This is a genomic window from Lysobacterales bacterium, from assembly GCA_016721845.1.
Classification (GTDB): Bacteria; Pseudomonadota; Gammaproteobacteria; order Xanthomonadales; family Ahniellaceae; genus JADKHK01.
Genome location: JADKHK010000013.1, coordinates 328,516 through 341,473, shown reverse-complemented (window position 1 = coordinate 341,473; position 12,958 = coordinate 328,516). Strand labels below are relative to the sequence as shown.

The following is a 12,958-nucleotide window of genomic DNA, read 5'->3' as shown; positions in this document are numbered from 1 at the left end:
TACCGCAGGAGTTCGCCGGGCGCGCGTGACCACGCCGCCCGGCCCGTTCGGACTCAGCCGAGCAAGTCCATCTTGCCGAGTTCCACGCCGTTGTGACGCAGGATGTTGTAAGCCGTGGTCAGGTGGAAGAACACGTTCGGGTAGACGAAACCGAACAGGTAGTCGCTGCCCGTGAAGGTGACCTCGCGACCGCCGGTCTTGAGCTGGATCGTACGCGCTTCGGCGCCATCGAGCTGGTCGGACTTGAAGCTCTCGATGAAGGCGACCGTCCTGGCGATGCGCGCCTTCAGTTCGGCGAACGTGGTCTCGGTGTCGTCGTACTTCGGCACTTCGACATTCGCGAGGCGCGCGGCGCAACCCTTGGCCATGTCGGTCGCGATCTGCACCTGGCGCGCGAACGCGAACATGTCGGGCGCGAGGCGGGCGTTGATCAGCGACGCCTCGACACTGACGGCAGACTTGCCCTGCTTGGCTTCGGCGAACGCGGCGGCCTTGTCGATCATGCGGTCGAGCGCGCGCAGGAAGCGGGCGAGGTACGGCAGCGAGGCGTCGTGGATCTGGATGGTCATGTGCAAACTCCGTTACGGACCACCCGGATGGCGGTCAGACCGCAGCGATGGGTTCGTCGTGCAGCGGTTTCAAGGCCGGATCGAGCGCGACCCGCTCATCGAACACGAAGCAGCGGTCGCGATACCCGTAGCCGCCGACCTGCTCGAAGTAGCCGAGGATGCCGCCGTCAAGCTGGCGCACGTGTTCGTAGCCGGCCTGCTGCATCCAGATCGCGGCTTTTTCGCAACGGATGCCGCCGGTGCAGAAACTGACGATGGTCTTGTCGCGCAATGCCTCGCGATGCGGCTCCAGGGCGTCCGGGAGTTCGGTGAACTTGGCGATCGGCAGGGTCAGGGCGCCTTCGAACGTGCCGTGATCGATCTCCTGCACATTGCGGGTGTCGACCAGCACGAGCTCGCGGCCGGCATCGTCACGCCCCTGTTCGAGCCATCGCTTCAGCGTGGGTGGATCGACCACCGGTGCACGCGCCGCGACCGGATCCAGCCCGTCCTTGCGAAAGGTGATGATCTCGCGCTTGCGCTTCACGCGCAGGCGCTTGAACGGCAGGTGTTCGCTCTCGCTCCATTTCACGACCAAGTCGGCGAAGCGGGCGTCGCTGCGCAACCATGCCACGACACCCCGCAAGACATCCGGCGCGCCGGCCAGGAACAGGTTGATGCCCTCGGGCGTGACCAGGACCGTGCCGCGCAGCGCATCTGCGGTCAGGCGTTCGCGCAACCGGTCGGCCAGCGCATCGGCATCGGCGATCGCGACGAAGTGATAGGCGGCGAGGTTCAGAACCATGATCGGACACGTCATTCGGGACGCGGATGATAGCGGCTCGGATCGACATGATCCGCGGGCGCGGTCCGCTCCGTATGTGCGGGTAACCCTCCCAGCAGGATCACGGCCATGCGCATCTTCCTCCCTCTCCTCGCCGCCTTTGTCGCGATGACTGTATCGGCCGGGCCGCCGAACCTGCCGGACACCATCGACAGCGACAACGGCCTGTACCGGCTGCGCTACGACGACAACATCTACTCCGTGCATTACATGCCGCCGGCGCTGATCCAGAGCAATGCCGACGCGCTCGACCGCACCGGCGTCGAGAGCCAGGGCAATCCGCTTGGCTACCACGACGGTTATGTCGATCTCGGCTTCCTCGCGCCCTACTTCAGCACCAGCCCGGGCGATGTGCCGTTCTGGGCCTGCGGCAATCCTGCGAACGCCGCCGACGACTGCGACAACGGCCTGGCCAATCCGTCGGCGATCACCATGCCGTCCGACTTCTTCCGCAACCGCTCGGCCTCGTGCAATCGCATGATCCTCGGGCATGAACTCTTCCACCACGTCGAATACGCCTACATCAATGCGGGCGCCGGCTCGGTCAACGGCTGCGGCGGCACCTTCGGCAAGACTGTCTGCGAGGGCATGGCGCGCGCGATGCAGGACAAGATCTATTTCGACCTCGATCTGAATCCCGGTGCGAGTTGCGCCGCACCCTTCCTCGGCGAGGCCGACAGCTATCTCGACAACCCGGACCGCGCGCTGTGGACGGCCAGCTACGGCGCCGCGCTGTTCTGGACCTACTTGATGGAGCAATACGGCACCTTCAACGAGGAACCCTACCGCGGCGCCGACTTCATCCGCGCCTGGTGGGAAATCGCGCAGGACCACACCGATGCGCCGAATCCGGCCGACATCACGCGCCAGGCCATCCAGATCTTCGCGCCGACCCACAGCTTCACCAATGCCTATCACGACTTCACCATTGCCAATCTGGTGAAGGACCTGAACGTGCTGGCGATTCCGGCGCAACAGCGCGCGCGCTACACCTACGTCGATGAACAGGCCGTGCTCGGCCAGAACAACCTGATGAGCTTCGGTCCGGTCGGCATCGACTTCAGCGCCACGGTCGCGGCCAATGGCAGCGTCGCGCAAATCGCATTGAATGCGCAGCAGCTGGGCGGCGACTACAGCGTGTTCGATCTCAGCGCTTGCCCGGCCGGACGCGAAGTGTCGTTCTCGGTGCAGCCGCAGTTCCTGTTGCCCTTGAACAATGGCGGTCAGACCCCGACGCCGGATGCGTTGATCAGCCTGGTGCTGACCAACGGTGCCGATGGCAAATCGCCGCGCAAGCTCTACAAGTGGCGCGCGTCTTCGGTGAACACCAGCTTCGTGCAACCGGGCTTCCAGCCCTACACGCGCGGCTTCGTCATCGTCTCCGGCTGGCACGGCACCTATCCCGGCGTGCTGCGCATGCGTTGCCTGCCGGCACCGCTGGCGCCGTCGGTGACCCTGGTCGGCAACCAGGCCGAACCCGGACCCGGCCCGCAGCCGGTCGGCACGATCAAGCTGCGCCAAGGCAGCAGCGATGGCGCTGCGAGTCGCCCCGGTCTCGGCATCCTGAAGATCGCGGTCGGCGGCGTCGACGCGCCGATTGAAAGTATCGTCCCCGATGGCGACGGCCATCGCGTGCAATTCCGCCACCCCACCCTGTCCGGCCCGGGTCCCTTCGCGCTCAGCGTCGAATCCGGTGGTCAGACCACCACGATCGCGAATGCGGTGGGCGGTGCCCAGACCCGCCAGGTCACCGTGATCCTCGATCTGTCCAGCGACATGGACCCGGTCGGCCTGCTGTTGCCGGCGATCCAGAAGGTGCGCGAAGCCGCAGCGCGGATGTCGTCGAGCACGATGTTTTCGCTGATCGCGCACTACGGCAACGGGGTCGAACCCGATCTCGATGCCAGCGTGCTGCTGCCGCTGGCACCGTTGAGCAGCGCCCATCGCGCCAGCCTGGAATCGGTGCTGTCGTCACTGGCGCCGACCGCGAATCCGAAGGGCGCGCCGGGTGACGGCGTGCGTCTGGCCTTGACCCAGTTCAACACGGCGGGGGTCAGCGGTCCGCGCGAAATCCTGTTGATCACCAATGGCGGCGAAGGCGAAGGCGAGCCGACCGCCCTGCTGCTGCAGGCGATCCAGAAGGTGCGCATCGCCGTCATGGCACTCGGCAACAAGTCCGACCAGCCCATGTGGGATGCCTTTGCACGCGCCGCCAGCGGCGACTTCCACTTCATTCCGGTCGGCGCTACCGGCGTCGACAGCGACGCCCTGGACCTCGCTGCCGAAGCCGTGCACGCGACGCAGACGCGCGAACACGTGCTGCTGGCCCGTCAGGTGCAGGTGCCGGCCGGTACGACGCAGTCGACCCACCTGTTGCTCGACGACACCTACTTGAACGATACCGGCGCCCTGCACTTCAGCGTGCAGCGCAGCGCCGCCTCGACCATGCCGACCAGCATCCGCCTGTTCCGCCCCGATGGCAGCGAAGTCGTGTCCGGTGCGGGCGTCGCGATCGTCGACACGCCGCGCGAGCGCGTGTTCCAGCTTGCCAGCGGCCCGAACGGCGACTGGCGTATCGACCTCGTCGGCAGCTCGGCCGGTGGCAGCAGCGACCTCGCGCTGCGGGTCATCGTCGACGAGCATCGGGCGCCCTCGCAGGTGCTGCGGTTCGCGCGCGCCGAACACGACCGTTCGCCGCTCGACAGTTTCGAACTCGGCGAGCCGGTCGAAGCCCATGCCGCCCAGGGCGGCGGCCATGGCGCGGGCAAGGTGTCGATGAACGACATCAGCTTCCTGCTGCGCGTCGAACGCCCGGACGGCTTCGTGGTCGAGACGCCGATGCAGCCGCGCGTGAACGCCGATGCCTTCAATCCGGAAGCCTTCGACACCGCCTTCGCCAACCTCGACCTGAGCACCCAGGGCGCGCCGACCGGCCTGCCCGATGATCCGCTGCAACCCGGCGTGCGCGGCAGCTACCGCGTCGTGCTCGAAACCCGATACGGCCCCGACAGCGTCGTGCAGCGCACGACCACCAGCTTCGCGGTGCGCAATGCCGCGACCGACACCGATGGCGACACGCTGCCCGATCGCTACGAGGCCGCGCATGCCTGCCTTGATCCGACGACCACGACGGCGAGCGCCGGCATCGATGCCGATGGCGACGGACTGAGCACCGCACAGGAACGCCTGCACGGCACCGACCCCTGCTCGGTCGACACCGACGAGGGCGGCGAGACCGACGGCTCCGAGGTTGCGGCGGGCGCGAACCCGATGCGTCCGGACGACGACGCGCTGCCGCGCATCAGCCATGCCGAAGTGCTGACCCAGCTCAGCCAGCACGAAGACGAGGCGCCGCTGCCGGCGAATGCCCATGTGCTGCGTTTCGACACCGACCCGCGCTACGACCGGGCGATCGTGAAGTCCGGCCCCGGCACCCTGATCCTCAGCAATACCGCCGCAGTCATCGATACCGACGCGGCGCATGGCCGCCATGTGCTCGGCGCCCGCGTCGACGGCGAGACGTATTGCTACCAGCTGATTCCGCAGACCGCGGACGGACGTACCGGCGCCGCCAGCGATGTGTTCTGTGCGATCGGCAAGGCCGACATGACCGCGCCGAATGGTTCAATCGTGCTGGAAGGCGGTGCCCCGCGCACCAGCAAGTCGCTGATCGGTGCGCACATCGAATTCGACAAGGAAAGCCCGGTCGGCGCGGAAATGCGCCTGCGCCTGCCGGACGGCAGCGACACCGGCTGGATCCCGTATGCGCCGACCTACAGCATGGATGTGTCCGCCCTGCCGCGCCCGTCGATGATCCGCGTGCAACTGCAACTGCGCGACGCCGCCGACAATGAATCCGAGTTCTATGTCGACGACATCGAGCTGGTCGCTGCGAACAGCGTCGGCGGAATCGTCGGTCGCGTCGTCGGCAATGGCCAGCCGCTGGACCTCGTGTTCATCCGCGATGCCGTCAATGCCTCCGGCCCGCATGTGCGCGTGTTCGACGGCAGCAATGGGATGTTCAACTTGCCCGATCTCGAACCCGGCGACTACACGCTCGAGTTTTCGCACCCGCTGTACCAGACGACCACGCGCGGCGGCCTGCACGTCGCTGCCGGTGACGTCAACAACATCGGTGACGTCGAACTCACGCTGACCGCCATCGAGCTGTTCGGTGACGGCTTCGAATAGGCGCCGGCGCGATCGGATCGACCCAGGAACGGCATGCCGCTAGAATTCGGGGCCGCACCGGCCCCGTAGCTCAGTTGGATAGAGCGCGCCCCTCCTAAGGGCGAGGCCGCACGTTCGAATCGTGTCGGGGCCGCCATCGTTCGTTTCCTTTCTGGAGTCTTCCATGTCCGCACACGACATTCTCAAGTCGCTTGGCCTCAGCGCCGACAATTCCGGCACCTACCTCGGCCACGGCGAATGGGCCGGGACCCAGGACGCGGGCGTGCTCGAACCGATCAATCCCAGTACCGGCGAAGTGATTTCGCGCGTGCATGCCAGCTCGATCAGCGACTACGAAACGATCGTCCAGCGCGCCCAGGAAGCCTTCAAGACCTGGCGCACGACGCCGGCACCGAAACGCGGCGAAGCGATCCGCCTGTGCGGGGAAGCCTTGCGCAAGCACAAGGATGCGCTCGGCTCGCTGGTCGCGCTCGAGATGGGCAAGATCAAGCCGGAAGGCGATGGCGAAGTGCAGGAAATGATCGACATCGCCGACTTCGCCGTCGGCCTGTCGCGCCAGCTGTACGGCTACACCATGCACTCGGAGCGCCCGGGCCACCGCATGTACGAGCAGTGGCACCCGATCGGCATGGTCGGGATCATCAGCGCGTTCAACTTCCCGGTCGCGGTGTGGGCCTGGAACTCGTTCATCGCGGCGATCTGCGGCGACATCTCGATCTGGAAGCCGAGCCCGAAGGTGCCGCTGTCGGCGATCGCGGCAATGAAGATCTGCAACGACGCGTTGAAGGCCGGCGGCTTCCCGGACCTGTTCTACCTGTTCAACGACGCCGGCACGCAGATCGCGCAGAAGTTTGTCGACGACCACCGGATTCCGCTGATCAGCTTCACCGGCTCGACCCAGGTCGGTCGTCTGGTCGGCGAGCGCGTGGCCCAGCGCATGGGCCGCTCACTGCTCGAACTCGGCGGCAACAACGCCATCATCCTCGACGAATCGGCGGACCTGAAAATCGCGATCCCGGGCATTGTCTTCGGTGCCGTCGGCACGGCCGGCCAGCGCTGCACGACGACGCGGCGCCTGTTCGTGCACGAATCGATCTACAACGATGTGCTGAACACGCTGGTCAAGGCCTACAAGCAGGTCGAAAGCAAGATCGGTGATCCGACCCTGGCCACGACCTTGATGGGTCCGCTCAACGACCAGTCGGCGGTGAAGCGTTACCTCGCCGCGATCGAACTGGCGAAGTCGCATGGCGGCAAGGTCGAGACCGGCGGCGCTGCACTCACCGACCGCCCGGGCAATTTCGTGTTGCCGACCATCATCACCGGCGTGAAGCATTCGGATGAGTGCGTGCAGACCGAAACCTTCGCGCCGATCCTGTACGTGATGCCGTTCAAGGGCATCGATGATGCGATCGCGATGCAGAACGGCGTGCCGCAAGGCCTGTCCTCGTCGATCTTCACGCAGAACGTCAAGATCGCCGAGCAGTATCTGTCGGCCGCCGGCTCCGACTGCGGCATCGCCAACGTCAACATCGGTACCTCGGGTGCGGAAATCGGCGGCGCGTTCGGCGGCGAAAAGGAAACCGGCGGCGGTCGCGAATCCGGCTCGGATTCCTGGAAGGCCTACATGCGCCGCCAGACCAACACCATCAACTACTCCGATTCGCTGCCGCTGGCCCAGGGCATCAAGTTCGAGTTCTGATCGTCGCGATTGCACTTCAAGTGCAACCGCACCATGACGCCCGGGCCTTGCGCCCGGGCGTTCGTTTTCGCGAGCATCGCCGACTTCGCCCGCGTCCCGGGCGCGCCCACAGGGAGCCAGTGAGTCCATGCGTCTGATTGCCGCCGCCACGCTCGTGATCGCCTCGTCCAGCTTGTTCGCGAACGAGTGCGAGTCCAACTTCGCCAAATCCGGCAACGCCTTCACCGGCACGAATTTCGGCAGCCATGTCACCGTTGCCGATCTCGACGCCGCGAGTGCGCTCGGTCAGATGCGCGGCATCCTGATCGCCGAAAAGATGGACGTGCTCACCGAGGATGCCGAGACCGGCACGATGCTGGCCGAACAGCGCGCGACCGGTGCGACCCGCGCCATTCCGACCATCGTCACGGTCAGCGAAGAGGGTGCGAACGCGCGCGTCGAGATGCTGGTGAAGACCGAGAAAGGCATGCTCGCGAAGGCCGACACCATGCGGACCTATCTGTGCGAGCTGCTCGCGAAATTGCAGGGCGGTGAAGCCGGTCGCGTCGCCGGAGCCAGCGGCGCCGGGCAGCAAAACAGCGACGACACGACGACCCGCGACGTCTTCGTGTTCTCGCGCGAGATCGCGGACGAAGCAAACAAGAATGCGGTCGCGGTGAATGCGCGTCACAAGGGTCGTTCTTACGCGCTGAAGGGGCGCATCGAGCACATCATGGAGGACGGCGAGGACTACAACGTCGCGTTCGAGATCCCTGAAATGGGCGAATTGCTGTTGAAGCCGCTGCCGGGACAGGCGCAGTTTCGCGTCGGCGTCGCCTGCCTGTTCCGCCCGAACCAATTGGCCTGGGTCCTGACCATGCGCGAAGGCCAGTCGGTGACCTTCAAGGGGTCGTTCCATCGCTACGACGATTTCAAGAAGATGGTCTGGCTGGAGAACTGCAAGCAGGTCCGTTGAGTCTCCGCGACCCTTGTCGTTTCAGGCACAACCCGTAAGCTGTCGACATGACCACACCGACCCGCCCGCACAATACCAATGCCATCCTCAGCCTCGTGTTCGGGGTGGCCGCCTGGTTCATGCTGCCGGTGGTCGGCGCCATCGCCGCGGTCGTCTGCGGGCATATCGCCCGTCGCGAGATCCGCGAATCCAGTGGTGCATTCATCGGCGACGACATGGCCATCGCCGGCATGATTCTCGGCTATCTCCAGCTCGCCATGAGCCTGTTGCTCCTGCTGCTGATCGTGCTCCTGTTCGGCGGGCTGGCGGCCTTCCTCGGCTTTGCCGCTGCCCAGGCCTGAGCGTTACAGCCAGCCCTTCTGCCGCGCCATGCGGTAGGCCTCGATGCGGTTTTCGACGCCGAGTTTGCCGATGGCTTCCGACAGATAGTTGCGCACCGTGCCATGCGACAGGCCGAGCTGTTCGGCGATGTCGTTCGCGGCCACGCCTTCACCCGCGAGACGCAACACCTGGCGTTCGCGGTCGCTGAGCGGATCGGCTTCGCTCCAGGCATCAAGTGCGAGTTCGGGATCGACGGCACGGCCGCCGCGGTGCACCTTGCGCAGCGCGTCAGCCAGCTTGTCGGCCGGTGAATCCTTGAGCAGATAGCCGCTGGCGCCGGCATCGAGCGCACGCCGCAGGTAACCCGGTCGCGCGAACGTGGTCAGGATCACCACCTTGCACGGCATGCCGGTGTCGATCACCTTCTTGGCCAGTTCCAAGCCGGTCTGCTTCGGCATTTCGATATCGGTGACCAATACATCCGGGCGCAGCCGGCGGGTGATCTCCCACGCTTCCTCGCCATCGCCCGCGCAGGCCACCACGTCAATGTCCGATTCGAGTCTGAGCAAGGCTGCAAGTGCGCCACGCACCATCGCCTGATCCTCGGCAATGACGACGCGGATCATCGCGAGGCCACCAGCTTGAGATGGCGCGCGGCATTCAATGCGTGCTCGGGCTCGGGCAAGGTCATCGGCAACTCGATGCGCAACTGCGTGCCACCCTCCTTGGGAGATTCCACCAGCAGCCGGCCACCGGCGGCTTCGATGCGTTCGCGCATGCCGCTCAGGCCATTGCCTTCGGCACGCACGCCACCGACACCGTCGTCGCTGATTTCGAGCACGACACGCGCCTCGGCGCAGTCCAGTCGCGCATGACAACGGCGCGCATGGGCGTGGCGGATGATGTTGGTGACCGCCTCGCGCAGACACATCGCGAGCACGTTCTCGGTCTGCGTCGGCAGATCCTGCGGCTGCACCTGGTAGTCGAAATGGACCTGGGCCGACGCCAGAGCCGCACGACCGCTCGCGAGCTCGGCCAACAGACCGTGCGCACGCATGCCGGTCACGGCACGGCGCACCTCGAACAAGGCCTGGCGGGTGACGCGTTCGACTTCCTTGATCTCGACCCGTGCGGCATCGATGTCGCGATCGATCAACTTGGCCGCGAGCTCGGACTTCAGCGCGATCACCGACAGCGTATGCCCGAGCAGATCGTGCAAGTCGCGACCGATGCGTTCGCGCTCGGCCAGCGCGGCGATGCGCTGCACCTCGAGTTGCGACAGCTTCAGCGCCTGGTTCTTGCGCGCGTTCTGGTACCAGGCGCGGCAGCCGAACATGGCCATGCCGCCCGACAGCACATTGATCAGACCGATCGTCGTCGCCGGCCCGCCCAGGGCGAAGACCGTTCCGGTCAGTGCCGCATTCGCGACGACGAAGACGCACAACATCTCGACCATGCTGAGGTGAGCCGCGAGGATGCAGGCGTAGATGACATAGGTGTTCGCGAAGAAGTTCGCCGGCAGGATGGCCAGTGCCAACGCGATCATGCCGATGAGTGTCGCCACGCGCCGCCAGCCGCGCAGCCAGTAGAAGCCGAAATACATCGGCAGGAACACCAGCATGGATGCCGCCGTGACCGTCCAGTTCACGCTCGGAAACCGCGGCATGAAGGCCGGGAACAGCAGCATCAGCAGATAGGACAAGGAAAAAAACGGCATCGCGCCCGGCGGGATCACCGGCGGCAGCAAACGCGCGCGCAGTCCTGTCTCGATGTCCGACCAGCGCATCCTGCCCATCATTCTGCCCGTCATTCGCTTCCAACCGCCGCCCGGTCCGGCCCGGGGATGATAGCGACGACCCGCTGCGGGCCAGCCGGCCAAGCGTCAAACGCCCGGTTTGACAGCTGTCAGATCGCGGGCGTTCAAACGGCGGGGGTTACGGCGTCAAAACGGCGCTGGTATCCTGCCCGCCTTGCATTTCAACCCTTTGATTTGAAAAGCCTAGACGCGTCTGGCTGGAGGCAATCATGAAGCTCGTCGAGAAACTCAATGTCCTGCGCAAGGCCGGCGGCAAAGCCCGCACCACCGGTTTGTCCGACGCGATCATCGAGCGCTTCGCCGTGCGCTTCCCGGAACTGGTCACGGCCGTCGATGACGCGTACGCCCGCTTCGCGCAGATCCAGGCCGATTTCCCGGACATCGTCGCGATGGACGAGGCCGCACAGATGCTGGCGGTGCAGGAAGGCTTCGTGAACTTCTACGCCGACGACAACGTCAACCCGTACCTCGCCATCGCAGCACGCGGTCCGTGGCTGATCACGCTGAAAGGCGCCGTGGTCCATGATTCCGGCGGCTACGGCATGCTCGGCTTCGGCCATGCGCCGGAAGCAGTGCTGAATGCGATGGGCCAGCCGCACGTGATGGCCAACGTGATGACGCCGAGCCTGTCGCAACTGCGCCTGACGCGCGCGTTGCGCAAGGAAATCGGCCACACCCGCGGCGGCTGTCCGTACAGCAAGTTCCTGTGCCTGAATTCGGGTTCCGAATCGGTGTCGCTGGCCGGCCGCATCGCCGACGTGCACACGAAACTGATGACCGATCCGGGCGCACCGCATGCCGGCTGGAAGGTCAAGCGCATCGCCGTCAAGGGTGCCTTCCACGGCCGCACCGAACTGCCGATGCTGTACTCCGATTCGTCGCGCAAGGCCTATGCCACCCATCTCGCCAGCTTCAAGCATCACGAATCCAGCATCATCACTGTCGAGCCCTACGACGTCGACGCGCTGCACAAGGCGTTCGAAGACGCGGCGCGCGAGCAGGTGCACATCGAAGCCATGTTCATGGAACCGGTGATGGGCGAAGGCAATCCCGGTCGTGCGGTGCCGCGTGCGTTCTACGCTGCTGCGCGCGAACTCACCCGCAAGCACCATACCCTGCTGCTGATGGATTCGATCCAGGCCGGCATCCGCACGACCAGCCATCTCTCGGTCGTCGACTACCCGGAATTCGCCGGTCTCGACGCACCGGACATGGAAACCTATTCGAAGGCGCTGAATGCCGGCCAGTATCCGCTGTCGGTGCTCGCGGTCAGCGAGCGTGCCGAGAAGTGTTATCGCAAGGGCATCTACGGCAACACCATGACCACGAATCCGCGCGCGATGGACGTCGCCAGCACGGTGCTCGACGCGTTGACACCGGCTTTGCGCGCGAACATCGTCGAGCGCGGCCGCGAATTCATCGCGAAGTTCGAGCAGCTGGCGAAGGAACTGCCGGGCCTGATCACCAATGTCCAGGGCACCGGCCTGCTGTTTTCGGCCGAACTGTCGAAGGACTTCAAGTGCTACGGCACCGGCAGCACCGAGGAATACTTGCGTGAGCGCGGCTTCGGCGTGATCCACGGCGGCACCAATTCCCTGCGCTTCACGCCACCGTTCACGATCACCAGCGACGAAGTCGACCTGATCGTCGCCGGTGTCCGCGATGCGCTCGTGAATGGTCCGCGCATCGCCGTGGCAGCACCCAAGGCCGAGGCGGCTTGAGCCTTTGAGCCTGCGCCGCCGCCTCGCCGAGTTCGGCTTCGAGTCGAACGACGACTACGGTTTCCAGATCGACTGCCTGATGCGCGCCGACGTCGCGCATCTGCGCACCTTGCACATCGCCGGCGAGTCGGGCCGGCGCAAGACCGCGCTCGCAAATGCACTCGCGCAAGCGCTCGAGTATCCGCGCATCGTCTATCACGACTTCGCGCAACCGGAACCGCCAGCGGCGCCGATCATCATCACCACGCATGACGACGGCACCACTGGCGATGGCCCGCAGGAATTGCCGCCGACCGCGTTCGAACGCGCGTTGACCGAAGCTTGCGCGTTCAGCGAAGGCGAGCGGGTCGTGCTGGTCGTCGATCAGCTGCAGCTTGCCGATTTCCATGACCAGACGCGACTGTTCCAGTTCATCCAGACGCATCTCTGGAGCACCTCTGCCGGCAGCGTCAAGGCGAACGCGAAACAGCTGCTGCTGGTGCTGATCAGCGAAGACGTGCTCTATCACCCGCTCGCGCACGTCAGTTACCGGATCTGGGCCGATGCTTCGGGCGGTCGTTTCGACTATCGCCCGGAAGAATTCGGATTCGGTCTGGACGCGCGCGAGATGTTCGCCGCATTCGCCGCCTTGTTCGATGCGCTCGGCTCGGTACCGACCAGCAGCGAATTCCGCAAGCTGCTGATCGATGCACTCGCGAACGCCCGGACCGAGGAACACCTGCGCCACTGCATCTTCGGCTGGATGGAACAGGTCGATCGCGCCCACCTGTTCTCGCCGGCACTGACGCCACTCGTGCACGAGGCGGTGATGGCAGTGAACCGCTACCACGGCATGGATCACATCGAGATCGGCTGAGCAG

General features: G+C 65.4%; 10 protein-coding genes and 1 tRNA gene. 7 read left to right on the top strand and 4 right to left on the bottom strand.

Going from position 1 to position 12,958, the window contains the following annotated elements:
- Positions 1-53: 53 nt before the first annotated feature.
- Both IPP28_08930 and IPP28_08925 read right to left on the bottom strand, forming a co-directional pair.
- Complete coding sequence (locus IPP28_08930; protein ID MBL0041149.1) at positions 54-569, bottom strand: DUF1993 family protein; 516 nt, start codon at positions 567-569, stop codon at positions 54-56.
- A 34-nt stretch (positions 570-603) separates the two neighbouring features.
- Positions 604-1,353: a sulfurtransferase gene (locus tag IPP28_08925; protein ID MBL0041148.1), complete on the bottom strand. Its 750-nt coding sequence runs from the start codon at positions 1,351-1,353 to the stop codon at positions 604-606.
- Positions 1,354-1,461: 108 nt separating this feature from the next.
- On the opposite strand from IPP28_08925, the gene IPP28_08920 reads away from it, so the two are divergent.
- The 5 genes from IPP28_08920 (at position 1,462) to IPP28_08900 (ending at position 8,581) form a co-directional block, all read left to right on the top strand.
- Positions 1,462-5,583 (top strand): hypothetical protein, encoded by a 4,122-nt coding sequence (locus tag IPP28_08920; GenBank protein ID MBL0041147.1) that lies wholly within the window; start codon positions 1,462-1,464, stop codon positions 5,581-5,583.
- Between the two features lie 59 nt (positions 5,584-5,642).
- Positions 5,643-5,719 (top strand) — tRNA-Arg (locus IPP28_08915).
- Between the two features lie 27 nt (positions 5,720-5,746).
- Entirely contained in the window at positions 5,747-7,285 is a 1,539-nt protein-coding gene (locus IPP28_08910) for an aldehyde dehydrogenase family protein (GenBank protein MBL0041146.1), read from the top strand.
- A 127-nt stretch (positions 7,286-7,412) separates the two neighbouring features.
- Positions 7,413-8,240, top strand: a complete 828-nt coding sequence (locus tag IPP28_08905) for a hypothetical protein (protein ID MBL0041145.1) — start codon at positions 7,413-7,415, stop codon at positions 8,238-8,240.
- 47 nt (positions 8,241-8,287) lie between these two features.
- Positions 8,288-8,581, top strand: coding sequence for a DUF4190 domain-containing protein (locus tag IPP28_08900; GenBank protein ID MBL0041144.1), 294 nt, complete (start codon positions 8,288-8,290; stop codon positions 8,579-8,581).
- Positions 8,582-8,584: 3 nt separating this feature from the next.
- Here the strand turns inward: IPP28_08900 and IPP28_08895 are convergent, their stop codons facing one another.
- Together IPP28_08895 and IPP28_08890 are read right to left on the bottom strand one after the other, a co-directional pair.
- Positions 8,585-9,187 carry a response regulator transcription factor gene (locus tag IPP28_08895; protein ID MBL0041143.1) on the bottom strand — a complete coding sequence of 201 codons (603 nt, stop codon included), beginning with the start codon at positions 9,185-9,187 and terminating at the stop codon, positions 8,585-8,587.
- The gene (locus IPP28_08890; GenBank protein MBL0041142.1) at positions 9,184-10,371 is read right to left on the bottom strand and encodes a sensor histidine kinase; all 1,188 of its coding nucleotides are present in this window, start codon (positions 10,369-10,371) and stop codon (positions 9,184-9,186) included. The genes IPP28_08895 and IPP28_08890 overlap by 4 nt, the downstream gene beginning before the upstream one ends.
- Positions 10,372-10,586: 215 nt before the next feature.
- Between IPP28_08890 and IPP28_08885 the strand changes: the two genes are divergently transcribed.
- Together IPP28_08885 and IPP28_08880 are read left to right on the top strand one after the other, a co-directional pair.
- A complete protein-coding gene (locus tag IPP28_08885) occupies positions 10,587-12,098 on the top strand; it encodes an aminotransferase class III-fold pyridoxal phosphate-dependent enzyme (GenBank protein ID MBL0041141.1) in 1,512 nt (503 codons plus the stop codon).
- 4 nt (positions 12,099-12,102) lie between these two features.
- Positions 12,103-12,954, top strand: coding sequence for a hypothetical protein (locus IPP28_08880; GenBank protein MBL0041140.1), 852 nt, complete (start codon positions 12,103-12,105; stop codon positions 12,952-12,954).
- Positions 12,955-12,958: the final 4 nt, after the last annotated feature.

Excerpts from the sequence above, each read along its gene's own strand:
- IPP28_08910 (MBL0041146.1), top strand. The coding sequence starts at position 5,747 with ATGTCCGCACACGACATTCTCAAGTCGCTTGGCCTCAGCGCCGACAAT.
- IPP28_08895 (MBL0041143.1), bottom strand. The coding sequence starts at position 9,187 with ATGATCCGCGTCGTCATTGCCGAGGATCAGGCGATGGTGCGTGGCGCA.
- IPP28_08920 (MBL0041147.1), top strand. The coding sequence starts at position 1,462 with ATGCGCATCTTCCTCCCTCTCCTCGCCGCCTTTGTCGCGATGACTGTA.
- IPP28_08890 (MBL0041142.1), bottom strand. The coding sequence starts at position 10,371 with ATGACGGGCAGAATGATGGGCAGGATGCGCTGGTCGGACATCGAGACA.
- IPP28_08885 (MBL0041141.1), top strand. The coding sequence starts at position 10,587 with ATGAAGCTCGTCGAGAAACTCAATGTCCTGCGCAAGGCCGGCGGCAAA.
- IPP28_08930 (MBL0041149.1), bottom strand. The coding sequence starts at position 569 with ATGACCATCCAGATCCACGACGCCTCGCTGCCGTACCTCGCCCGCTTC.
- IPP28_08925 (MBL0041148.1), bottom strand. The coding sequence starts at position 1,353 with ATGGTTCTGAACCTCGCCGCCTATCACTTCGTCGCGATCGCCGATGCC.
- IPP28_08905 (MBL0041145.1), top strand. The coding sequence starts at position 7,413 with ATGCGTCTGATTGCCGCCGCCACGCTCGTGATCGCCTCGTCCAGCTTG.
- IPP28_08900 (MBL0041144.1), top strand. The coding sequence starts at position 8,288 with ATGACCACACCGACCCGCCCGCACAATACCAATGCCATCCTCAGCCTC.